Raw genomic sequence first — 21,540 nt, forward strand, 5'->3', positions numbered from 1 at the left:
CGATGACGGCGCCGGACGGCTCGGGATCCCCGGACGAAGCGCAGGACGAGCCCGGGTTCCTGGACCGGCTACGGGCGCGAATGCCGTGGTTCGACCACGTGATGCGGGCCCAGCAGCGTTACAACGACAGCAAAGGCGACTTCTACGCCGCCGGCATCACCTACTTCACGATCTTCGCGCTGTTCCCGTTGCTGATGGTCGGGTTCGCGATCGGCGGGTTCGTGCTCGCCTACCAGCCGCAGCTGCTCGACCAGCTCAAGGCCAAGATCGCCACGGCCGTCAGCGGAGACCTCGGCCAGCAGGTCGTGCAGTTGATGGACTCGGCGATCGAGTCCCGGGGCACCGTCGGCGTCATCGGGCTCGCGACCGCCGCGTGGGCGGGCCTCGGCTGGATGGCCAACCTGCGCGAGGCGCTCAGCCAGATGTGGGGTCTCTACCGCGAGGAGCAGCCGGGTTTTCTCAAGACCAAGCTCTCCGACCTGCTGGCGTTGCTGTCGACGTTCGCCGCGATCGTGGTGACGGTGGCGCTGTCGGCGCTGGGCAGTTCCTCGCTGATGGGCAACGTGCTCGACTGGCTGGGTCTTGCCGATTCGACCCTGGCCAGTGTGCTGCTGCGGGTCGCTGCGATCGCGGTGTCGATCGGGGTGTCGTGGTTGCTGTTCACGTGGATGATCTCTCGGCTGCCGCGGGAGTCGGCGAGTTTCCGCAGCAGCGTGCGCGCGGGTCTGCTGGCCGCGGTCGCGTTCGAGGTGTTCAAGCTGGTGGCGTCGATCTACCTGAAGTCAGTGTTGACGGGGCCGGCGGGCGCCACGTTCGGCCCCGTCCTGGGGTTGATGGTGTTCGCCTACATCACCGCGCGGTTGATCCTGTTCGCTACGGCGTGGGCGGCGACGATGCCGGAGAACGCGGTGGAGGCGCCCATCCCGGCGCCGGGTCCGGCCGTCATCCGCAACCGCATCGTCACCCGGCCCGGGCTTGCGCCGTGGCAGGCGGCGGGTGCCGCGGCGGTCGGCGCGCTGGGTGCGTTCGGATTCGCGCGGCGGCGTAGACGCTAGCTCAGTGCTGGGGTCTGCGATTGAGCGCGCGGGCCCCCATGATCAGGCTGAACACGATCACCGCGCCGACGACTCCGACGCCGACGCGCACCGGCATGGCGTCCACCTCGGGTAGTGCCGCGCTGGCCTTGGTGGTCGCGGCGGCTGCGGCGGCGGGATCGGCCTCGGGGGTTCGCAGTGACGGATCCGGTTCGACGAGTGTGCCGACCTTGGTGCCGGGCGCGGTGGCGTAGCCGTAGTCGAGCAGGTGCGCGGCCTGCTCCCAGGGGGCGATGGGCTGCCGGGTACCCCGCATCAGCACCGCCACCAGACGTCGGCCGCCGTGGTCTGCGGCGCCGACGAACGTCTGCCCGGCATCGTCGGTGTAGCCGGTCTTGCCGCCGAGCGCGCCGGGATAATTCGCCAGCAGCTTGTTGTCGTTCTCGATCGGGTAACCGCCGTCGCCGCGTCCGGGGAACGGAAACTCCTGCGTGTGAACGATGTTCGAGAAGACGGGGTTGTTCCACGCGTACCGGTAGAACAGCCCGACGTCGTAGGCCGACGTGCTCATACCCGGTCCGTCCAGCCCGGACGGGGTCGCCACCCGCGTGTCCCGGGCGCCGAGTTTGTTGGCCAGCGCGTTGAGTTTGGTCAGCGTGGCGTCCATACCGCCCAGCTGCATCGCCAGCGCGTGCGCGGCGTCGTTGCCCGAATGCATCAGCAGGCCGTGCAGCAGGTCGTTGACGGAGTAGAAGCCGCCTTCGCCGACACCCACTCGGGTGCCTTCGGCGTTCGCGTCCTCCTGCGTGCCCGGCACCACCTTGTGCAGAGGCAGGTCGCGGATGGCCTGCATCGCGACGAGCACCTTGATGATGCTCGCCGGTCGGTGGCGGCCGTGCGGGTCGCGCGCGGCGATCACGTCGCCGGAGTCGAGGTCGGCCACCAGCCACGCCTCGGCGGAGACATCGCCCGGAACCGGGGGAGTGCCCGGTGCGGTGATCACGCCGCACCCGGAGAGCGCGTCGCCGCCCATGGGCTTGGCGGGTACGGGCAGCGGTGCCGGCGGATCGCCGGATTCCGGAACCTCCGACGCGTCGACGGCGGGCGGGGTCGCCTCCCGGTAGGGGCAGGTGTTCGCCTCAGGGACGGGCGGCTGGGCCGCAGCGACCGGCGCCAGTGCCAGCATCGCCGCCGTGAGCAGCGCAGACACCCGCAGCGGGAACGTCGTGAAGGTCGCCATCGGGGATGAAGATTAGGCGATCACGACATCTCGATCGGTGAGCCACGCGGTGACGGATGTGATGAGAGTTTCGCAAGTGACTAGCCATGACGACCTCCGGCGAGGCTCACCTAGGCTGGCGGGACCGCCCGAGCCGCCAGAAAGTGATCCATGTTCCTCGTCGTTCTCGGCTCGCTCCTCGGGCTGATGACCCTTTATGTCTGGTTTCGCACCGTGCGGTCCACGACCCGCCCTGGTCGGATGCGCCGGATCCTGACCGCCCTGCTGCTGGTTCTGACCGCGCTGCTGGTGGCGGCGCTGATGTCCCGGCGCGATCCCGCCGGCTCCGGCTGGCTCGCCTGGCCCGGTTATCTGTGGTTCGGCCTCCTGGTCTACCTCGTGCTGGCGCTGCTGGTCCTCGAGCCGGCGCATCTTGCGGCGCGGCTCGCCCGGCGTCGCCGCCCGGCCGATGACACACCGGACCAACATCGGCGGCTTTTCCTGGCCCGGGCGGGCGCGGTCGCCGCAGGCGCGGCAGCGGTCGGCGTGACCGGCGTCGGTGTCGCGACCGCACTCGGGCCGCCCGACGTGCTGCGTGTCCCGGTGCGGCTGCCCCGGCTGGCCCGTGAGTTCGACGGCTACCGCATCGCGGTGGTGTCCGACATCCACCTCGGGCCTCTGCTGGGTCGCCGGCACACCGAACGGATCGTGCGGATGATCAACGAGACCGAACCCGATCTGGTCGCCGTGGTCGGCGACCTGGTGGACGGTGCGGTCGCTCAACTCGGGTCCGCGGCGGCACCGTTGGCCGACCTCGTGGCCCGCGACGGTGCGTTCTTCGTGACCGGCAACCACGAGTACTTCGTCGACGACACCGGCGAGTGGCTGACCGAGCTGGACCGGCTCGGCCTGCAGGTGCTGCGCAACGAGAACACCAGAATCCGGCGGGGCGCAGCGGCGTTCGATCTGGCCGGGGTCAACGATCTGGCCGGGCGGTCGGCGCAGGCGCCGCCCGACTTCGACGCGGCGCTGCGCGGTGTCGACGCCGCGACGCCGACGATCCTGCTGGCGCACCAGCCGGTCCAGGTGGCCGAAGCGGCGCAGCGCAACGTCGATCTGCAGCTGTCCGGCCACACTCACGGAGGACAGATGTGGCCGTTCCACTACGCGGTCGAATTGGCTCAGCCGTCGCTCGCGGGCCTGTCCACCGTGGACGGCACACAGCTCTATGTCTCGCGGGGCGCGGGCTTCTGGGGGCCGCCGGTGCGTGTCGGTGCACCGCCGGACATCAGCGTGCTCACATTGGGCCGCTGAGCGTGTTTAGGTGCCCTCGCGGGCGGATACTTTCTCATCAACTTCACGGCCAACACTGAGCGAAGCACTCAGGTCGGCCGAGCACGCTGAGGAAACCAGGCAATTCAGCGGAAGGACGTTGAGATGGCGAGCAAGACGAATGTCACCGCGGGTGTGGTCGATCTGAGGTCCCACCCCGCCTATGGCGCCGCGGAGCGGCGGGCCAAGGCGATGGAAGAGGCGATGCGCCGTCACCCGTCGTTCCAGTCGCGGACCCCCGCGCCGTTGCACGCCAGCTGACCCCCCACAACAAAGGGGCACCTCCTGGCGGAGGTGCCCCTTTGTCGTCTCTCACCGTGCTCAGCGCACGTTGACGTAGACCGTCTGGCTGCTCACCGAGCGGGTGTTGTCACCGTTGGAGGTGGCGTTCGGTACCGCCTCGCGGACGGCGGGCCCGTGGGTCACGGACACGACCGACGCCTCGTCGAGGGGTGTGCTGCTCTGCCGGTTGACGACGACCCGGTTGCCTTGCGCCTCGAGCGCGCTGATGGTGTCAGCGGCGCTTCCGGCTCCGGTCGGGGCGGCCAGCGCGGGGGCGGCGAACCCGAGGACGCCGGCGGTGAGGGCGGCGGCAGCGGTCGTGGTGATGGTGAATGTCTTCATGGGGTGCTCTTCCCTTGGTCGGGTCGGAGCCGTGGAGCGATGTCGCGCGGTTCTGACTGTGTGAAATTGTCGTTGTCCGACCGGACTTCGTGGTGTGTGTCCGATCCGGCGGGTACAACCGGGCGCTGACGGCAAAGCTTCCCGAATGTGACGCAGTGTGTCTCACAACACGGTGGCGGCGAGCGAGATGCTGCCGAGGTGCGGGCCCCCGATGCTGCCCAGCCACAGCCGGCCGTTGCTCTCCACCATGCCGGTGACCATCCGCAACTGGGGATGGGTGGTGCGCATCCCGGCGACCGCGGCGCCGGTGTCGGGGTCGAAGGCGACGACCCACACCACCGACTCGGGCTTGGGTTGCAGCCGGGCGGGCAGCCGCCAGATCAAGGTCCGAAGGAATGGCGGGCCTGCGGCGAGCCGGTCCGCAAGAGGGTTGGCCGGCGTGACCATCGCGCACCAGATGCGGCCGTCGGCGCCGGTGGACAGGTTGTCCGGCATGCCGGGCAGGTTCTCGGCGAGCGGACGCAGCGTCCCGGCGTGCGGTCCGGTCAGCCAGAACGTTGACAGTCGTCGTCCCTGGGTCTCGGCCACGACCAGCGCCGCGCCGTCCGCGGTCGGCGTCACCCCGTTGGCGAAGTACAGCCCGTCGGCGACAGTAGTGACGGCCCCGTCGGCATCGAGGCGGTGCAGAGCGCCGCGCCCGCGGGCCTCCAGGATGGCGCCCAGGTAGTCGGCCACGGTGAACGCCGTCGTCGACTCGGTGAAATAGATTGCGCCGTCGTCGGTTTGGGTGACGTTGGAGCAGAACTGGAGTCTCCGGCCGGCGATCGTGTCGACCAGGGTTTCGATTCGCCCAGTCCCCGGATCCAGTGCCAGTAGTCCGCGCGGGCTGTCGCAGATCAGCAGCCGGCCGTCGCGCGCGAACGCCAAACCGAGGGGCCGCCCACCGGTGTTGGCGACCACCGTGGGCGCGGTGCCGTCGGGCTCGAGGCGCACGATGCTTCCGTCGAGGGCGCCGGTCCAGAGCCGACCGGCGCCGTCGACGACGACGTCTTCGGGTTCGCCACCCGGGACGGCGGTCAGCGCGATGTCTGCCGCCGGGAAGTCCGGCAGGGCCCCCACCGGGGGCGCCTGCCAGCGGACGGGATCGATGGGCGGTTTGGCCATCCGCCCAGTCTCGCCTACATCCGGTTGCTGGCCTCGCTGAGTACCGAGTGCAGCACGTCGTAGATCGCGTCGAACTCGCGCTGCCCGCAGATCAGCGGCGGGGCGAGCTGCACGACTGGGTCGCCACGGTCGTCGGCGCGGCAGTACAGCCCGGCTTCGAACAGGGCCGGCGTCAGGAATCCGCGCAGCAGCCGCTCGCACTCCTCGTCGTTGAACGTCTCCTTGGTGGCCTTGTCCTTGACGAGTTCGATGCCGTAGAAGAACCCTTCACCACGGACGTCGCCGACGATGGGCAGCTCGTGCAGCTTCTCCAACGTGGCCCGGAACGCCGGGGCGTTCTCCTTGACGTGGTCGTTGATGCCCTCGCGCTCGAAGATGTCGAGGTTGGCCAGCGCCACCGCCGCCGACACCGGGTGCCCACCGAAGGTGTAGCCGTGCCCGAACACCGTGGACCCGTCGTCGAACGGTTCGAACAGCCGGTCGGAGGCGATCATCGCGCCGAGCGGGGAGTAGCCCGACGTCAAGCCCTTGGCGGAGGTGATGATGTCGGGGACGTAGCCGAAATCGTTGCAGGCGAACATCGATCCGATGCGGCCGTAGGCACAGATCACCTCGTCGGAGACCAGGAGCACGTCGTACTCGTCGCAGATCTCGCGGACCCGCTCGAAGTATCCCGGCGGCGGCGGGAAGCAGCCGCCGGCGTTCTGTACCGGCTCGAGGAACACCGCGGCGACGGTGTCGGGGCCCTCGAACTCGATGGCCTCGGCGATCCGATCGGCGCAGTAGCGGCCGAACGCCTTGGGATCGGAGCTGAACTGCTCGGGCGCCCGGTAGAAATTGGTGTTCGGAACGCGGAAGCCGCCCGGTGTCGGCGGATCGAACGGCGCCTTGAACGTCGGGATTCCGGTGATCGCCAGGGCGCCCTGCGGGGTGCCGTGGTAGGCGATGGATCGCGAGATCACCTTGTACTTACCGGGTTTGCCCGTCAGCTTGAAGAACTGCTTGGCCAATTTCCAGGCGCTCTCGACGGCCTCGCCGCCGCCGGTGGTGAAGAAGACCCGGTTCAGGTCACCGGGTGCGTAGCCCGCGATTCGCTCGGCGAGCTCGACCGCGGGCGGCGTCGCGAACGACCACAGCGGGAAGAACGCCAGCGACTCCGCTTGCTTGGCAGCGGCCTCGGCGAGCTCCTTGCGACCGTGGCCGACCTGGACGACGAACAGGCCAGACAGTCCGTCGATGTAGCGGTTTCCTTCGCTGTCCCAGATGTGGACGCCTTCGCCGCGAGTGATGACCGTGGGCGTGATGCCCGCGCCGTGGCGAGCGAAGTGGCCCCACAGGTGTCGGTTGGCCCGGGCGCCCAGGTCGGAGGTGGTTGTTTGGTCCGTTTCGGAGATGATCGTCATCGTGTACCCCAATTGTATTGCTGCTTAACGAGTTTCAGATAAACGAGGGTTTCTGTGGATATCACTCCCGGTAAGGCGCGGATCTGGGTGTTGAGAAGCTGCAGGAGGTGGTCGTCGTCCTCGCACACCACCTCGACGATGGCGTCGAAGGAGCCGGCCGTGAGCACCACGTAGTCGACGGACTCCAGGGCGGCGAGCTTCTCGGCGATCTTGGTGGTGTCCCCGGTGCAGCGCACGCCGATCATCGCCTGGCGGGCGAATCCGAGCTGCATCGGATCGGTGACGGCGACGATCTGCATGACCCCGGCGTCCACCATGCGTTGGACGCGCTGGCGCACCGCGGCCTCCGACAGGCCGACGGCCTTTCCGATGCCGGCGTAGGAGCGCCGGCCGTCCTGTTGCAATTTCTCGATGATCGCCTTGGACAGCTCGTCGAGCTGGAAGGCGGCACCGGGACGGGACTGGTTCACTCGGAAGGAGACAGGGCCGACGGCGTGCGGGACGCCCGGGTTGACCATGCCTGAGATTGTGCACGGAATCCGTCGTCTCAAGCAACCATCACCATGAAATCACTCGTTAGGTGTCGTTGACGGTGCCGTAATGCGTAGATTTCTCGGGTGCCGGCACGGTAGTTTTGGCGCATGACCGTGGTTTCTGAGACTGATGTCGCCGGCAGCTGGATCGACGGCGAACCGGTACGCACCGGTGGCGCCTCGCACACCGTGATCGACCCGGCGACCGGTGCGCCCGTCGCCCGGATGGCGCTGGCGGCTCCCGGCGACGTCGACCGGGCCGTCGCCTCCGCCCGCGCGGCGTTGCCCGGCTGGGCGGGCGCCACCCCGGCCGAGCGGTCGGCGGTGCTGGCCGCCCTGGCCAAGCTGGCCGACGCGGAGGCCGAGACGCTGGTCGCCGAGGAGGTCAGCCAGACCGGTAAGCCGGTGCGGCTGGCGCGCGAGTTCGACGTACCGGGCAGCGTCGACAACATCGACTTCTTCGCCGGCGCTGCGCGCCATCTCGAGGGCAAGGCGTCCGGGGAGTACTCCGGTGACCACACGTCGTCGATCCGCCGCGAAGCCGTCGGGGTCGTCGCGACGATCACGCCCTGGAACTACCCGCTGCAGATGGCCGTCTGGAAGGTGTTGCCCGCATTGGCCGCCGGCTGCTCCGTGGTGATCAAGCCCGCGGAGATCACCCCGCTGACCACGCTGACCCTGGCCCGGCTGGCGGGCGAAGCCGGCCTGCCGCCCGGGGTGCTCAACGTGGTGACCGGCGCCGGCGCGGATGTGGGCACTGCGCTGGCAGGGCATGCCGGGGTGGACATGGTGACGTTCACCGGGTCGACGGCGGTCGGGCGCAAGGTGATGGCCGCAGCGGCAGTGCACGGGCATCGCACCCAGCTCGAACTCGGCGGCAAGGCGCCGTTCGTCGTGTTCGACGACGCGGATCTCGACGCCGCGATCCAGGGCGCCGTCGCGGGCGCGCTGATCAACTCCGGACAGGACTGCACCGCGGCGACACGGGCGATCGTCGCGCGCGAGGTCTACGACGACTTCGTCGCCGGCGTCGCCGAGGTGATGGGCAAGATCGTCGTCGGCGACCCGCAGGACCCCGACACCGACCTCGGACCGTTGATCACGCTCGCCCACCGGGCCAAGGTGGCCGACATGGTGGCGCGCGCGCCGGGTGAGGGCGGGCGCATCGTGACCGGCGGCGTCGCCCCGGACGGCCCGGGATCGTTCTACCGGCCGACGCTGATCGCCGATGTGTCCGAGCAGTCGGAGGTGTACCGAGACGAGATCTTCGGGCCGGTGCTGACGGTGCGGTCGTTCACCGACGACGACGACGCGATCCGGCAGGCCAACGACACCGCATACGGGCTGGCTGCCTCGGCGTGGACGCGTGACGTCTACCGCGCACAGCGCGCATCACGGGAGATCCACGCGGGCTGCGTGTGGATCAACGACCACATCCCGATCATCTCGGAGATGCCGCACGGCGGATTCGGCGCCTCGGGATTCGGCAAGGACATGAGCCAGTACTCACTCGAGGAGTACCTGTCGATCAAGCACGTGATGAGCGACATCACCGGTGTGGTCGACAAGGAGTGGCACCGCACCATCTTCGCCAAGCGCTAGCTGTCGCGAGAGTGCTCTCACTGTCGTGATCTCGCCCGGATCGCAACCGTGAGTGCACTTTCGCGAAAGAGGTCCTACTCCTCGCGAGGCACCACGATCACCGGCACGTCGACGCCGGCGAGGATGCGGGCTGCCGTCGACCCGAGGAAGATGCGGCGCGGCGCGGCGAAGCGGGACGAGCCGACCACCAGCAGGTCGCCATCGTCCCACTTGAGCTTCTTGAGCGCCGACTCCAGCGTCATCCCGTCGGCCACCAGCGACTCGATCTCTGGTGCGTCGGGTAGCGCCCGTGCGGCGACGGCCTGGTTCTCCTCGGCCGCGGCGACTTGCAGCTGCCGAACCTCCCGTGCGCTGCCCGCCTCGGCGAGGTTCTCCGCCGACACCAGCGACAGCATGCGAATCCGCAGTCCGGCGGCGCTTGCCAGTGTGATCGCGAACGGCAGCGGGTTGTCATCGCCGGGCCGGGTGGGCACCGCCGCGGTCACCGCGGCGAACGTCTCGTCGGGATCCTCGGCGTACCCGCGCGGTGCCAGCGCCACCGGCAGCGGCGAGGAGTGCAACAGCGCGCCGGTGACGGGGCCGATGGTGTGCCGGCCGAAAAACCCGTCTCGGGCCCCGCCGACCACGATCAGGTCAGAGGACTTCTCCACCGCGGCGTCGATCAGCGTCTGCGCGAACGACTCTCCGACGACCACCGACGGGGTCGCCTCGACACCGTCGCGGGCCAGCGCGGCCACTGCCCGCGCCACCCACTCCTGGCCGCGTGCGAGCAGCATCCGCTGGTACTCCTGCCGCCCGGGATGGCCGTCGGGGAGTTCCTCACGCACGACGAGGACGACGTCGACGGTGGCGCCGAACGTCGTGGCGAGTGCGCTGGCCAAGGCGACGCCGTCGTCGCCGGTCGGTGTGGCGAGGTAACCCACGGTCAGGTGCATGGCGATTCCTTAGTAGACGTCGGGGACCTTGACTTCGGTGCCGGCGTTGAGCGTCTGGCCGCGGAAGAACCGCTTGGTGCCGAAGGCGAAACAGGCCAGCATCAGCGGGATGCCGAGCACCAGCATGCCGATGCCGAGCACGAACACGCCGCCGATCGGGCCGAATGCGGTGTAGCCGTAGTCGGGAGACATCATGTCCTTGGCGCTGATGACGAACGCGACCGCCATCGCGATCCCGCCGAGAAGCGGAAAGATGCCGCGGAAGAACAGGTTTCGCACCGAGGTGAACAACGTGCGCCGGAAGTACCACACGCAGGCGAATGCGGTGACCCCGTAGTAGAAGGCCACGGCCAATCCCAGCGACGCCACCGAATCGGCGAGCGCGTTCTCCGACAACACCTTCAGGAGCAGGTAGAAGAACAGTGCGGACAGACCCATCACGATGGTGCCGAACGCCGGGGTCATGTAGCGCGGATGCACGGCGGCGAAACGCTTCGGAATCGCTTCGTACACCGCCATCGACAAGGTGCCGCGCGCGGTCGGCAGGATCGTGGTCTGCGTCGACGACAGCGCCGACACCGAGACCGTCAGCAGCAGGGCCGATGCGGCGATGGTGCCGGCCACCGGTTCGCCGAGCACGGTGAGTACGTCGTCGGTGTTGTTGGAATTGTTCAGCCCGATCCCGACGTCACCGAAGCCGGCGAAGGACTGCAACGCATAGGCCACCAAGACGTAGGTGCACACCAGGATGAGCGTGGTGATCACCGCGGCGATGCCCGGTGTCTTGCCGGGATTCTTCGTCTCCTCGCCGACGGCCAGGCAGGCGTCCCACCCCCAGTAGATGAAGATGCACAGGATCACCGCGGCCGCGATCGACGAGGTGTCCAGTCCGCTCGGCCACAACCAGGACCACTGCGGTGTGATCGCTTGCGCCCCGGCGCTTCCCGTGAACACCCGGAACAACGCGAGCACGCTGACGACGATCAGCACGCCGAACTGGATGGCGATCAGGATGTTCTGCACCCGTTCGCTGACCACGATGCCGCGCGCCGAGATCAGCGTCATCGCGATGATGAAGAAACAGCCCAGCGAGACCGTCGTAACAGGATCGTCGGCCAGCGAATCCAGACCGAGGAAGTTGTACAGGTAGATGGCGGCGATCTCGGCGACGTTGGCCAGCACGATGATCGCCGACACCGCCAGTCCCCATCCGCCGATCCAGCCGATCCACGGCCCGAATGCCTTGGTGCCCCAGGTGAATGTGGTTCCGCAGTCCGGGGTGTCCTGGGACAGTTCCTTGTAGGCGAAGGCGACCAGCAGCATCGGAATGAACGCCAGCACGAACATCGAGGGCGCCTTCTCCTGCACCTCGAGAACGACGTAGCCGAGGGTGGCCGCCAGGCTGTACGCCGGCGCGACCGCGGCCAGGCCGATCACGACATTGCCCACCAGGCCGAGGGCGCCCGCCTGCAGACCCTTCCCGCCGACCGCGGGTGTCGACGGTTCCTCCGTGATCGCCATGCGCGGAAATATACGGACCTGTCAACGATCTGGCAGGACAGTGCGAAAAAGCTGTGGGTGCCTGTCGGCCGACGGTGAATTCGAGGTCGATGCGCGGTGGCCGCTTGTATCGATGCCATTGGCATCGTAATGTGGCCGCGACGCAACGAGGAGGCGGATCACTGGACATCGCGGTCACCGGAGCAACCGGATACGTGGGGGCCCACACGGCGCGCGCGTTGCTCGCGGCCGGTCATCGCGTGCGCCTGCTGGTGCCCTCGGCCGAGGCGCATGCGCCGGTGCTCGAGCGCCTTCGCGCAACGGGACCGGTGACAGTCCACGTCGGCGACATCTGTTGCGACGCAGACATCTCCGCGTTCGTCGCCGGCGCGGACGCGCTCGTGCACGCGGCCGGTGTGGTCGGCACCGACGAGCGGCGGATGCGGCTGATGTGGGACGTCAACGCCTACGCGACGGAGGCGATCCTGCACCGCGCGGTCGAGCGTGGCCTCGATCCCGTGCTGACCGTGAGCAGCTACAGCGCGCTCTGGCCGTCCCGCGACGGGGTGATCTCACCGAGAACACCCACCACCGAGGGGCGTAGCGCTTATGCGAAGACGAATGCGTACGCCGATCGGGTCGCGCGCAACCTGCAGGCAGCCGGCGCCCCCGTCGTCGTCACCTATCCGTCCAGCGTCGTCGGTCCGGCGTTCGGTACCGCTCCCGGGGTGACCGAACGCGGCTGGGCACCGATCCTGCGTTGGGCCGTGGCCCTGAGAGTGCGCGGCGGCATGCAGATGATCGACGTGCGCGACGTCGCCGATGTGCACGTGCGCGCGATGCGTCCCGGTCGAGGGCCACACCGCTACGTCTGTGGGGGAGAACTGCTGAGCTTCGACGACATGGTCGACGCGCTGTCAGCCGGGCTCGGTCGGGATATCCGGCGAGTCCGGTTGCCCGCCGCAGCACTGATCGCCGCGGCCCGCGCCGCCGATCTGCTGGCACGGCACGTGGCTCTGCCCGACGGACTGAGCTACGAAGCGGCCACCCTGCTGCTCGCCGCCACACCCACCGATGACAGCGCGACGCTGCACGACCTCGACATGAGTTGGCGGCCGGCACGCGAGGCGATCATCGCCTCAGTGCGGGGGAGCCGCACGGATGCTCGCGGACAGCAGCTCGGCGATCCGGCGCCGTAGCGCGTCGGTGTCGTCTTCGACCGCGATGGTCGTCGTCACCAGCGCCGCGCCCGCTGCCATCACCAGCACCGCACGGGCGTCGCGCTCGGCGCGCCGCCGGGCGGCAGGGGTGTCGGCGGCCAGGTGTTCGGCGAACAGTGCGACCGCGGGCGTAGTGAAGTTCGCCCAGAGCGCGCTGCGCACGGCGTCGTTCTCCCGCAGCGCCAGCAGCAGTCCGGGAACTGCTTCGCTGACGTCGCGCCGGTTGAACAACTCGTAGCTGCCCCGCACCACCCATTCGATCCAGCCCGCCAGATCCGTGCCGGCGAACGGCGTCAGGTCCGGGGTCTGCCCGAGGATCGCGTCCAACACCAGTTCGGCCTTGGATGTCCAGCGCCGGCTCAGGCTGGCGCGGCCCACGCCCGCGCGGGCGGCCACCATGCGCACGCTGAAGTCGTCCCAGCCCACCTCGAGCAGCAGTTCGCGCGTGGCGGCCAGCACACGCTCGTCGATCGTGGCGTCCCGCGGTCGCCCGCCCGCCGCTGCTGGGGGGTCATCGCGGATCATCCGACGATTCAAACAGGCACCTGACGCCACGGTGTAGTCGTGCTTGCGATCCCGCAGGTGCTATTCGCAGACATACGTGCTTGGCTTCTCAGTGGGTACAACCACGCACGAGGAATTTCCGGGGTCCGACCAATCCGGCCCGAAGGTCGTAACGAATGGAAGGTGCCGCGGCGGTCCGGCGAGGACGCATCACCAGAGGAGTGTGGGTTTGAGGGACAGCGAGTGGGTGCGCACGCGCCTGGTCATGTCGGGGGCGCGGCCCGCTACCACGGACCCGCTGGGTGCTTGGCGCGATGACCTGCGCGCCGAGGTGCGTGAACATCTGGCTGACTTCGTCCGCTCCGAGTGCGTCGGTCGACTCGCCGCAGCCAACGTCGACATCGCCGGTGATCTCCTCGCCGATTTCCTCGACGGCGGCAAGTACGTGCGGTCGACGTTCATGTATGTCGGCTGGCTGTGTGGGGCCGGCGAGAGCGACGCGGCCGTGCGCGCGTCGGCGAGCCTGGAGTTACTGCACGCGTTCGCGCTGATCCAAGACGACGTCATGGACTGCTCACCGCTGCGCCGCGCCCAGCCGGCCGCCCACGTCTCGTTCGGCCGGTGGCATCGCGAGCGCGGTCTCGCGGGGTCGTCCGACCGGTTCGGTGAGTCCGCGGCGATTCTGCTCGGCGATCTGTGCCTCGTGTGGGCCGAGCAGATGCTGCGCCGCAGCGGCATCGGCAGGCAGGCGCTGGACCGGGTGTGGCCGCACTACGACGACATGCGTACCGAGTTGGCGATCGGTCAGTTCGCCGACCTGGTGAACAGCTCACACGCTCTGCCCACCCTCGAGGAGGTTCTCGACGTGCTGCGTCGCAAGTCAGGCAACTACACCGTGCGCCGGCCGCTGGAGATCGGGGCGGTGATGGCCGGGTGCAGCGACGACGTGGTCGATGCGCTCTCGTCCTACGGCGCCGCGATCGGTGAGGCGTTCCAGCTGCGCGACGATCTCCTCGGGGTCTTCGGCACCCCGTCGCTGACCGGGAAGTCGGTCGGTACCGACCTGGAGGAGCGCAAGGCCACCAGCGTCGTCATCGCCGCCCACCAGCTGGCCGATGGGCCGCTACGGGATCAGCTGTTCGAGCTGATGAACCGCCCGCACATCGACGCCGAGGCCGCCGAGCACTGGCGCAACCTGATCGTCGCCAGCGGTGCCGTGACATGGCTCGAGGAGCTGATCGCCGACCGGCACAGCCTGGCCCTGGATCACCTCGACTCCGTCGCACTGCCCGACTTCGCCCGCGCCGCGCTGGCCGACATGGCCGTCGCCTGCACCCAGCGGGCGGCGTGATGCGTACCGTCACCGGACGCACGGACCGCGTCGTCATCGTCGGAGCCGGACTGTCGGGACTCTCGGCGGCACTGCAGCTGGCCGGCCGCGGCCGCCAGGTCACCGTCGTCGAGCGCGGCGCCCACCCGGGCGGGCGGGTCGGCCGCGAAGACATCCGCGGCTACAAGATCGACACGGGTCCAACGGTGCTGACGATGCCGGACATCATCGACGACGCGTTCGCCGCGGTCGGCGACACGCTGGCCGCGCGGCTGCCGATGGAGCGGGTCGACCCGGCGTACGAGGCGCGGTTCGCCGACGGCAGCGCGGTGCACGTCCACACCGACGCCGCCGCCATGGCCGCGGAGGTGGAGCGCTTCGCCGGCCGCGAGCAGGCCGACGGGTATCTGCGTCTGCGGGAATGGCTGACCCGGCTCTACCGCGCCGAGTTCGACGGCTTCATCGGCGCCAACTTCGACTCACCGCTGTCGCTGCTGACCCCGCAGCTCGCCCGACTCGCCGCACTGGGCGGTTTCCGCGGGTGGGAGCGCATGGTGCGCCGCCACATCACCGACGAGCGCTTGCTGCGAGTGTTCACCTTTCAGGCCCTCTATGCGGGTGTGCCACCGCAGAGCGCTCTGGCCGCGTATGCGGTGATCGCCTACATGGACACGGTGGCCGGGGTGTACTTCCCGCAGGGCGGGGTCCGGGCGCTGCCCGACGCGATGGCGGCCGCCGCCTCTGACGCGGGTGTCGAGTTCATCTACAACGCAACGGTTTCCGAGCTCGAGTTCAGCGGGTCGCGGGTGACCGCGGTGCGCACGGCCGAGGGTGTCCGGGTGCCGGCCGACGCCGTGGTGCTCACCACGGAGCTGCCCGACACCTACCGTCTGGTGCGTCGCACGCCCCGTCGGCCGGTGAAGCTGCGTGCCGCGCCGTCGGCGGTCGTGGCGCACGTCGGTTGCGAGGCGGTCGGGGAGGCCGCCGGCCATCACACGATCTTGTTCGGCGACGCCTGGCACCAGACGTTCGACGACATCATCGACGAGGGCCGCACCATGCGGGATCCGTCGCTGCTGGTGACCCGGCCGACGGCCGGCGATCCGTCGCTGGCTCCCGCGGGACGGGACCTTCTGTACGTCCTCGCGCCCGCGCCGAACACCGATGTCGGCGTGGTGGATTGGGACGCCGTGGGACCGGGTTACGTCGAGGACATGATCGACACCGTCCGCAAGCGCGCCCCGGGTGTCGCCGACGACGCCGAGGTGCTGCACGTCGTGACCCCGGCGGACTGGGGCAGGCAGGGCATGGCCGCCGGTAGCCCGTTCGCGTTGGCGCACACGTTCTCTCAGACCGGGCCGTTCCGGCCGGCCAACACCGTCCGCGGCGTCGACAACGTCGTGCTGGCGGGTTCCTCCACCGTCCCCGGGGTCGGCGTGCCGACCGCGATCCTGTCCGGTCGGCTCGCCGCGGACCGCATCACCGGGGTGCACAACAGCCAGCCCACCTCGGAGGTCAGCCGCTGATGATCCACACCGAGCTCGACGCGGCGGGCGTCCGCGATCCGTCACTGCGTGACGCCTACCGGCAGTGTCGCAGCCTGAACGCCCGCTACGGCAAGACGTTCTTCCTCGCCACCCGGCTGTTGGCCCCGCGGCAGCGACCCGCCGTGCACGCGCTGTACGGCTTCGCGCGCTTCGCCGACGACATCCTCGACGATCTCGACGACCCGCGCACCGTCGACGAACGCGCCGAGCAGCTCCAGCAGCTGTCCACGCGGTTGTTCAACGCCCTGGTCGAGAACCAGCCGTGCGGGGACGACCCGGTGCTGGCGGCGGTGGTGCACACTGCCCGTAAGTACGACATCGGGTGGGACTTGTTCGACGACTTCCTCGCCTCGATGCGGATGGATCTCACGGTCACCGACTATCCGGACCGCACCGCCCTCGAGAAGTACATGTACGGGTCGGCCGAGGTGATCGGGCTGCAGATGCTGCCGATCCTGGGCACTGTCGTGCCGCGGCAGGAGGCCGCCCCGTACGCCGCGGCGTTGGGCAAGGCGTTCCAGCTCACGAATTTCCTGCGCGACGTCGACGAAGACCTGCACCGCGGGCGGGTGTACCTACCCGCCGACGAGCTCGCCGTCCATGGCGTGGACCGCGATCTGCTGCGGTGGTGCCAGGCCAATCGGCGCACCGAACCTCGGCTGCGTGCCGCGTTGGCCGAACAGCACGCCATCACCCGCAAGATCTATGACGACGCCGAACCCGGCATCGGCAAGCTCGCGCCGGCGTCACGGCCGTGCGTGGCGGCCGCGGCGACGCTGTACTCGGAGATCCTCGACCGCATCGAGGCCTCGGACTTCGACATCTTCGGTCGGCGCGCGACCGTCGGCAAGCCGCGTCGCGCGGTCGTCGCGCTGGCCGGGCTGGGCAAGTCATGGGTGGCCCGCGCCCGGCACGGGAGCGTGTGATCGGTGGCTCGTGACTGACCGTCGCCGACAGACCTGGCCCGCCCGCCCCGGACGTCCAGCGATCACGGGGGACGGCGCCCCACCCCGCGTGGTCGTGGTGGGTGGCGGAATCGCCGGCCTCGCCGCGGCCACGGGCCTGGCTGAACGCGGGGTCGCCGTCGACGTCGTCGAGAGTCGGGACTACCTCGGCGGCCGGGTGGGCGGCTGGGACGAGACGCTGGCCGACGGCTCGCAGACCGGGATGAATCGCGGCTTTCACGCCTTCTTCCGGCAGTACTACAACCTCCGGGCGCTGCTCAGCCGGGCCGATCCGGGCCTGTCGGCGCTGACGCCGGTGGCCGACTACCCGCTGATCGACGGCGCCGGCCGGCAGGACACGTTCCGCGGGCTGCCGCAGACGCCGCCGCTGAATGCGTTGGCATTCGCGTTGCGTAGCCCCACTTTTCGGGTGCGAGACCTGGTGCGCATCGACGCGAAGGCCGCCGCGCCGCTGGCCGCGGTGTCGGTACCCGACACCTACCGACTGCTCGACGATCAGGACGCGCAGACGTTCCTGCGAGACATCAACTTTCCCGACGCGGCGCGTCACCTGGCGTTCGAGGTGTTCGCCCGCAGCTTCTTCGCACGTCCCGAGGCGTTGTCAGCCGGTGAGCTGGTGACGATGTTCCACATCTACTTCCTGGGCTCGAGCGAGGGCCTCATCTTCGATGTCGCGAACGCCAATTTCGATGTGGCTCTGTGGAATCCGTTACGTACCTACCTGAGCGGACGCGGCGTGGTGTTCCACACCGGGAAGACCGTCGACGCGGTGACGGACGGGGACGGGGACGGGGTGACGGTCCACACGACCGGCGGTGACGTTTTCGACGCCGACGGTGCGGTTCTCGCCACCGACGTCGCGGGTCTGCGGCGCATCGTCGCGGCGTCGCCCGAGCTCGGTGATGCGCCCTGGCGGGATCGGGTGGCGGCGATGGGCACGGCGCCGCCGTTCGTGGTGCTGCGGTTGTGGCTCGATCAGCCGGTGCGCCCGGATCGCGCCGCGTTCGTCGGGACCGGCGGGCGCGAACCGCTCGACAACATCAGCGTGGTGGAACGTTACGAGCGGGAAGCGGCGCGCTGGTCGGCACGCACCGGGGGGTCGGTCGTGGAGCTGCACGCCTACTCGGTGCATGAACCGCTGAACACCGTGCGCACCGCGCTGATCGAGCGGATGCACGGGCTCTACCCTGAGACGGTGACTGCCTCGATTGTCGACGAGCGGCTGCTGCACCGCGACGACTGCCCACGCTTCGCTCCGGGCGACTTCGCCGACCGGCCCACCGTGCGCACCCCTGATCCGCGAATCATGCTGGCGGGCGACGGGATTCGCATCGATCTGCCGGTCGCCCTGATGGAGCGCGCCGCGACGACGGGTTGGACGGCTGCCAACGAGTTGCTGGGCGGATTCGGAGTGGCCGGACACGCGCTGCACACGGTGCCCAACCAGGGGCGCTCAGGGCTGCTGAGGCGCCTGGCGACCGCAGGAGCACCCCGATGAGCGACGCGACGGGCTGGCGCGCACGGGTGGCCGCGGCCTCGCCGTTCGAGCTGCTCCCGGCGCTCGACTGGGCGGGCCAGACCCCGACCTACGCCGAGGCCAGCCCCACGCTGATCACCGCCGCGCTGCGTCGTGCCCAGCGCAAGGCGGGCGGCAACTGGTTCGCGTTCGCCGAGAGCTCGACGCTGACCACCGCGGCGCTGGGGACGAGGGTCGCGGGCCGCGAGATCGTGGCGTGGCGTGGGGCCGACGGCGGGCTGCTGGTCGCGCCGCGCGCCTGCCCGCATCTGGGCGCCGATCTGGCCACCGCTCCGGTGGAGTGCGGCACGCTGGTGTGCCCGTGGCACGGCCTGCGGCTCGGGGAGCGCAGGCATGGCACGTGGAAGCCGTACGCCTCCCACGACGACGGCGTGCTGTGCTGGGTGCGATTCGACGACGCGGTCGACCCGGCGACGTCGCCGTTGTCGGACACCCCGCCGCCGATGCCGCGCCCCGGCGCGCCGGCGCTGGCCGCCGTGACCCGGCTCGAGGGGATCTGCGAGCCGGCCGACGTCGTGGCCAACCGGCTCGATCCCTGGCACGGCGCCTGGTTCCACCCGTATTCGTTCACCCAGCTCAAGGTGCTCAGCGCCCCGCCGGCCGAGGACGATCTGCCCGACGCGCTGGACCGGTTCGTCGTCGACGTCACGTTCCGCATCGGCCGCTTCGGGGTCCCGGTGATCGCCGAGTTCACCACACCCGGCCCGCGCACGGTCACGATGCGGATCATCGAGGGCGAAGGGCAGGGCAGCGTCGTCGAAACCCACGCGACACCGCTGGGCCCGGGCCGTGACGGGCGACCGAGGACCGCGGTGGTGGAGGCCGTCATCGCGCATTCGGATCGACCCCACTTCGGCAAGGGGCTGGTGGCCGGTCCACTGTTGCGGCCGCTGATGCGGCGCGCGGCGGCCCGGCTGTGGCGCGACGATCTGGCCTACGCCGAGCGACTGTTCGAGACCAGGAACTAACGACCCGACGGGACGCCGGCGTTGTCGAGCAGCGGGATCTGCTCGGCGGCCCACGGGCTGATCGCCCAGCCCAGGCCGGCGGCGGTGCGGGCGTGTTCCCAGGGCACCCACCGGTAGTCCATGACTTCCTCCGGGTCGGCGCGCACGGGCCCGTCGACGCGTCCGCAGTAGACCGGGCACAGCTCGTTCTCGGCGACGCCGTCGGCTGCCACGGCGTAGTAGCGGAAGTCGGGGAGCACGCACGTCAGCTCGGCGATGCCGACGCCCAGTTCTTCGCGCACGCGGCGGTGTACGGCGTCGGTCATCGACTCGTCGGGGGCGGGGTGGCCGCAGCAGGAATTGGTCCAGATGCCGGCGAAGGTGCGTTTGTGCAGGGCCCGCCGCGTCAGCAGGACGTTGCCGGAGTGGTCGAAGAGGTAGCAGGAGAACGCCAGGTGCAGCGGTGTGGCTTCGTGGTGCACCTGGGCCTTCGGTGCGGAGCCGAGGGGCCGGCCGGCGTCGTCGACCAGGACGACCAGTTCAACAGTGTGCGAAGGCGCCATGACCGGCATTCGTCACCACCCCCGCACCGGATGGGTCCGTCCGGCGAGCGCGCGCGTCTGTACACCGACGCGCCGCCACAGCTGGCATTTTGCGCGCGCTCAACGGCAGCGAGCGCGCGCGGTCAGTCCGCTCGGCTCCGCCGGTAGTGCCGCCGGGCCTTCATCCGGTTGCCGCAGATCGCCATCGAGCACCATCGCGCGGTGTTGGGCTTGCTGCGATCGAGCAGGAACAGCTGGCATTCGGTGTTGGCGCACGGCCGCAGACGCCCTGGACTGCTGATCCGTAGCGTGTCCCACGCCATGACGGCCCGGGCAGCGGCATCGACGGCCTCGAGTTGCCAGTCGATGCCGTCGTCGGTGACGACAGGTCGCAGCGCCACGCGGTCGAGAAACGGCTGCACCGCCGACCCGGACTGATCGCCCCGGACCACCGCCTGCAGCACCTGTCGAGCGGCGATGAGGTCCGCGCGCTCGCGCTCGTCGATCTGGCGCTCGGCGAGCCAGCCCGACGTCAGGAGGTCGGTGGGCACGCCGTCGACGATCGGGGTGGTGTTGAGCAGATCGAGCAGCAGTGTCTCGTCGGCGGGATCGGCTACCGGCAACTCCATGACTAACCTCCTAAATGCTATTGACAGGTTACACCGCGACCGGTTCACTGGGTGCTAACCGTTAAAAACAATTTTAGGAGTTACATCGTGAACGTGGTCCACCATCGGTACGCCACCGTCGCCGGTCGCCAGATCTTCTACCGTGAGGCAGGCACTCCGGGCGCGCCGGTGATCGTGCTCCTGCACGGCTTTCCCACCAGCTCGTTCATGTTCCGCAACCTGATGCCCGAACTGGCCGACCGCTACCACGTGATCGCGCCGGACTACCTCGGCTTCGGCTACTCCGACGCGCCGCCGGTCGACGAGGTCGACTACACCTTCGACGCCCTGACCGATCTGGTCGCCGGCCTGCTCGACCAGCTGCAGGTGACCGACTACGCCATCTACGTGCAGGACTACGGCGCCCCGGTGGGCTGGCGGCTGGCACTGCGCGATCCGCAGGCGATCGCCGCGATCATCACGCAGAACGGCAACGGCTACGACGCAGGCTTCGTCCCCGAGGGCTGGAAGGCGGTCTGGGACTACCAGCGTGAGCAGACACCCGCGACGGCGGCCGCGCTGCGAGAGTTCCTGTCGTTCGAGGCGACGCGGAGCCAGTACGTCACCGGAGTGCCGGACCCGAGCGTCGTCAGTCCCGACACCTGGCACCACGACGCCGCGCTGCTGTCCCGTCCCGGCAACGACGCGATTCAACTGGCGCTGTTCAAGGACTACGCGAGCAACCCGCGGCTCTATCCCGCGCTACACGACTATCTGCGCACCAGTGCGGTGCCGGTGCTGGCGGTCTGGGGAGACAAGGACCCGTTCTTCGGGCCCGACGGCGCCCGCGCGTTCGCCGCCGACGCCGTCGACGCCGAGATCCACTTACGCGACGGCGGCCACTTCCTGCTGGAGAGCGACCTCGCTGCCGTCACCGCGTTGATCCGCGATTTCTTGGCCCGCCGCTGGCGGTGAATTCACCGTCTGGGTGGGT

At 69.5% G+C, this 21,540-nt stretch carries 21 protein-coding genes; 11 read left to right on the top strand and 10 right to left on the bottom strand.

All coding sequences use genetic code 11. From position 1 onward, the window contains the following. Positions 1–2 precede the first annotated feature (2 nt). Positions 3–1,055 carry an inner membrane protein YhjD gene (gene yhjD, locus ACXYX3_RS05980; RefSeq protein ID WP_458610641.1) on the top strand — a complete coding sequence of 351 codons (1,053 nt, stop codon included), beginning with the start codon at positions 3–5 and terminating at the stop codon, positions 1,053–1,055. A 1-nt stretch (position 1,056) separates the two neighbouring features. Here the strand turns inward: yhjD and ACXYX3_RS05985 are convergent, their stop codons facing one another. Beyond that, complete coding sequence (locus ACXYX3_RS05985; RefSeq protein ID WP_458610642.1) at positions 1,057–2,274, bottom strand: D-alanyl-D-alanine carboxypeptidase family protein; 1,218 nt, start codon at positions 2,272–2,274, stop codon at positions 1,057–1,059. A gap of 150 nt (positions 2,275–2,424) precedes the next feature. Between ACXYX3_RS05985 and ACXYX3_RS05990 the strand changes: the two genes are divergently transcribed. Together ACXYX3_RS05990 and ACXYX3_RS05995 are read left to right on the top strand one after the other, a co-directional pair. Next, positions 2,425–3,567, top strand: a complete 1,143-nt coding sequence (locus ACXYX3_RS05990) for a metallophosphoesterase (protein WP_458610644.1) — start codon at positions 2,425–2,427, stop codon at positions 3,565–3,567. A gap of 123 nt (positions 3,568–3,690) precedes the next feature. Further along, complete coding sequence (locus ACXYX3_RS05995; RefSeq protein WP_458610646.1) at positions 3,691–3,846, top strand: hypothetical protein; 156 nt, start codon at positions 3,691–3,693, stop codon at positions 3,844–3,846. Between the two features lie 60 nt (positions 3,847–3,906). Here the strand turns inward: ACXYX3_RS05995 and ACXYX3_RS06000 are convergent, their stop codons facing one another. The 4 genes from ACXYX3_RS06000 to ACXYX3_RS06015 form a co-directional block, all read right to left on the bottom strand. Then, positions 3,907–4,209, bottom strand: coding sequence for a hypothetical protein (locus ACXYX3_RS06000; RefSeq protein ID WP_241203067.1), 303 nt, complete (start codon positions 4,207–4,209; stop codon positions 3,907–3,909). A 162-nt stretch (positions 4,210–4,371) separates the two neighbouring features. Next, positions 4,372–5,373, bottom strand: a complete 1,002-nt coding sequence (locus ACXYX3_RS06005; protein WP_458610648.1) for an SMP-30/gluconolactonase/LRE family protein — start codon at positions 5,371–5,373, stop codon at positions 4,372–4,374. A gap of 14 nt (positions 5,374–5,387) precedes the next feature. Then, positions 5,388–6,776, bottom strand: coding sequence for an aspartate aminotransferase family protein (locus tag ACXYX3_RS06010; RefSeq protein ID WP_458610650.1), 1,389 nt, complete (start codon positions 6,774–6,776; stop codon positions 5,388–5,390). Continuing rightward, on the bottom strand, positions 6,773–7,294 hold the full coding sequence (locus ACXYX3_RS06015) for an Lrp/AsnC family transcriptional regulator (RefSeq protein ID WP_043406241.1): 522 nt from the start codon (positions 7,292–7,294) through the stop codon (positions 6,773–6,775). Before ACXYX3_RS06015 ends, ACXYX3_RS06010 begins: the two co-directional genes overlap by 4 nt. Positions 7,295–7,417: 123 nt before the next feature. Here ACXYX3_RS06015 and ACXYX3_RS06020 point away from each other — a divergent pair, with 123 nt between their 5' ends. Next, positions 7,418–8,911 (top strand): gamma-aminobutyraldehyde dehydrogenase, encoded by a 1,494-nt coding sequence (locus tag ACXYX3_RS06020; protein WP_458610652.1) that lies wholly within the window; start codon positions 7,418–7,420, stop codon positions 8,909–8,911. Between the two features lie 74 nt (positions 8,912–8,985). Here ACXYX3_RS06020 and ACXYX3_RS06025 read toward each other — a convergent pair whose 3' ends face one another. Both ACXYX3_RS06025 and ACXYX3_RS06030 read right to left on the bottom strand, forming a co-directional pair. Next, positions 8,986–9,846 carry a universal stress protein gene (locus ACXYX3_RS06025; RefSeq protein ID WP_458610654.1) on the bottom strand — a complete coding sequence of 287 codons (861 nt, stop codon included), beginning with the start codon at positions 9,844–9,846 and terminating at the stop codon, positions 8,986–8,988. A 9-nt stretch (positions 9,847–9,855) separates the two neighbouring features. Further along, positions 9,856–11,367, bottom strand: coding sequence for an APC family permease (locus tag ACXYX3_RS06030; protein ID WP_458610656.1), 1,512 nt, complete (start codon positions 11,365–11,367; stop codon positions 9,856–9,858). Positions 11,368–11,528: 161 nt separating this feature from the next. Here ACXYX3_RS06030 and ACXYX3_RS06035 point away from each other — a divergent pair, with 161 nt between their 5' ends. After that, a complete protein-coding gene (locus ACXYX3_RS06035; RefSeq protein WP_458611990.1) occupies positions 11,529–12,545 on the top strand; it encodes an NAD-dependent epimerase/dehydratase family protein in 1,017 nt (338 codons plus the stop codon). Here ACXYX3_RS06035 and ACXYX3_RS06040 read toward each other — a convergent pair. Continuing rightward, a complete protein-coding gene (locus ACXYX3_RS06040; RefSeq protein WP_458610658.1) occupies positions 12,486–13,091 on the bottom strand; it encodes a TetR/AcrR family transcriptional regulator in 606 nt (201 codons plus the stop codon). The genes ACXYX3_RS06035 and ACXYX3_RS06040 overlap by 60 nt on opposite strands. Positions 13,092–13,335: 244 nt before the next feature. Here ACXYX3_RS06040 and ACXYX3_RS06045 point away from each other — a divergent pair, with 244 nt between their 5' ends. From ACXYX3_RS06045 to ACXYX3_RS06065, 5 genes are read left to right on the top strand one after another with little or no spacing between them, the layout of a single operon-like run. After that, positions 13,336–14,421 (top strand): polyprenyl synthetase family protein, encoded by a 1,086-nt coding sequence (locus tag ACXYX3_RS06045; protein WP_458611991.1) that lies wholly within the window; start codon positions 13,336–13,338, stop codon positions 14,419–14,421. After that, positions 14,421–15,926, top strand: a complete 1,506-nt coding sequence (crtI, locus tag ACXYX3_RS06050; RefSeq protein WP_458610660.1) for a phytoene desaturase family protein — start codon at positions 14,421–14,423, stop codon at positions 15,924–15,926. Before ACXYX3_RS06045 ends, crtI begins: the two co-directional genes overlap by 1 nt. Then, a complete protein-coding gene (locus ACXYX3_RS06055) occupies positions 15,926–16,873 on the top strand; it encodes a phytoene/squalene synthase family protein (protein WP_458610662.1) in 948 nt (315 codons plus the stop codon). The genes crtI and ACXYX3_RS06055 overlap by 1 nt, the downstream gene beginning before the upstream one ends. A gap of 10 nt (positions 16,874–16,883) precedes the next feature. After that, on the top strand, positions 16,884–18,410 hold the full coding sequence (locus tag ACXYX3_RS06060) for an FAD-dependent oxidoreductase (RefSeq protein ID WP_458610664.1): 1,527 nt from the start codon (positions 16,884–16,886) through the stop codon (positions 18,408–18,410). Continuing rightward, on the top strand, positions 18,407–19,417 hold the full coding sequence (locus tag ACXYX3_RS06065) for a DUF5914 domain-containing protein (RefSeq protein WP_458610666.1): 1,011 nt from the start codon (positions 18,407–18,409) through the stop codon (positions 19,415–19,417). The genes ACXYX3_RS06060 and ACXYX3_RS06065 overlap by 4 nt, the downstream gene beginning before the upstream one ends. Here the strand turns inward: ACXYX3_RS06065 and idi are convergent. Beyond that, positions 19,414–19,959 carry an isopentenyl-diphosphate Delta-isomerase gene (idi, locus tag ACXYX3_RS06070; RefSeq protein ID WP_458610668.1) on the bottom strand — a complete coding sequence of 182 codons (546 nt, stop codon included), beginning with the start codon at positions 19,957–19,959 and terminating at the stop codon, positions 19,414–19,416. The genes ACXYX3_RS06065 and idi overlap by 4 nt on opposite strands. A 122-nt stretch (positions 19,960–20,081) precedes the next feature. Next, positions 20,082–20,567: a CGNR zinc finger domain-containing protein gene (locus ACXYX3_RS06075; protein ID WP_458610670.1), complete on the bottom strand. Its 486-nt coding sequence runs from the start codon at positions 20,565–20,567 to the stop codon at positions 20,082–20,084. Between the two features lie 87 nt (positions 20,568–20,654). Between ACXYX3_RS06075 and ACXYX3_RS06080 the strand changes: the two genes are divergently transcribed. Beyond that, entirely contained in the window at positions 20,655–21,521 is an 867-nt protein-coding gene (locus ACXYX3_RS06080) for an alpha/beta fold hydrolase (RefSeq protein ID WP_458610672.1), read from the top strand. Positions 21,522–21,540: the final 19 nt, after the last annotated feature.

The sequence above is a fragment of the Mycobacterium sp. Panama NTM2 genome (assembly GCF_054355555.1).

Bases quoted from the DNA above. Each gene is read 5' to 3' on its own strand.
- ACXYX3_RS06025 (WP_458610654.1), bottom strand. From the start codon at position 9,846: ATGCACCTGACCGTGGGTTACCTCGCCACACCGACCGGCGACGACGGC.
- crtI (WP_458610660.1), top strand. From the start codon at position 14,421: ATGCGTACCGTCACCGGACGCACGGACCGCGTCGTCATCGTCGGAGCC.
- ACXYX3_RS06055 (WP_458610662.1), top strand. From the start codon at position 15,926: ATGATCCACACCGAGCTCGACGCGGCGGGCGTCCGCGATCCGTCACTG.
- ACXYX3_RS06030 (WP_458610656.1), bottom strand. From the start codon at position 11,367: ATGGCGATCACGGAGGAACCGTCGACACCCGCGGTCGGCGGGAAGGGT.
- ACXYX3_RS06020 (WP_458610652.1), top strand. From the start codon at position 7,418: ATGACCGTGGTTTCTGAGACTGATGTCGCCGGCAGCTGGATCGACGGC.
- ACXYX3_RS06040 (WP_458610658.1), bottom strand. From the start codon at position 13,091: ATGATCCGCGATGACCCCCCAGCAGCGGCGGGCGGGCGACCGCGGGAC.
- ACXYX3_RS05995 (WP_458610646.1), top strand. From the start codon at position 3,691: ATGGCGAGCAAGACGAATGTCACCGCGGGTGTGGTCGATCTGAGGTCC.
- ACXYX3_RS06075 (WP_458610670.1), bottom strand. From the start codon at position 20,567: ATGGAGTTGCCGGTAGCCGATCCCGCCGACGAGACACTGCTGCTCGAT.
- idi (WP_458610668.1), bottom strand. From the start codon at position 19,959: ATGGCGCCTTCGCACACTGTTGAACTGGTCGTCCTGGTCGACGACGCC.
- ACXYX3_RS05990 (WP_458610644.1), top strand. From the start codon at position 2,425: ATGTTCCTCGTCGTTCTCGGCTCGCTCCTCGGGCTGATGACCCTTTAT.
- ACXYX3_RS05985 (WP_458610642.1), bottom strand. From the start codon at position 2,274: ATGGCGACCTTCACGACGTTCCCGCTGCGGGTGTCTGCGCTGCTCACG.
- ACXYX3_RS06010 (WP_458610650.1), bottom strand. From the start codon at position 6,776: ATGACGATCATCTCCGAAACGGACCAAACAACCACCTCCGACCTGGGC.
- ACXYX3_RS06000 (WP_241203067.1), bottom strand. From the start codon at position 4,209: ATGAAGACATTCACCATCACCACGACCGCTGCCGCCGCCCTCACCGCC.
- ACXYX3_RS06015 (WP_043406241.1), bottom strand. From the start codon at position 7,294: ATGGTCAACCCGGGCGTCCCGCACGCCGTCGGCCCTGTCTCCTTCCGA.
- ACXYX3_RS06005 (WP_458610648.1), bottom strand. From the start codon at position 5,373: ATGGCCAAACCGCCCATCGATCCCGTCCGCTGGCAGGCGCCCCCGGTG.
- ACXYX3_RS06065 (WP_458610666.1), top strand. From the start codon at position 18,407: ATGAGCGACGCGACGGGCTGGCGCGCACGGGTGGCCGCGGCCTCGCCG.
- yhjD (WP_458610641.1), top strand. From the start codon at position 3: ATGACGGCGCCGGACGGCTCGGGATCCCCGGACGAAGCGCAGGACGAG.
- ACXYX3_RS06045 (WP_458611991.1), top strand. From the start codon at position 13,336: ATGTCGGGGGCGCGGCCCGCTACCACGGACCCGCTGGGTGCTTGGCGC.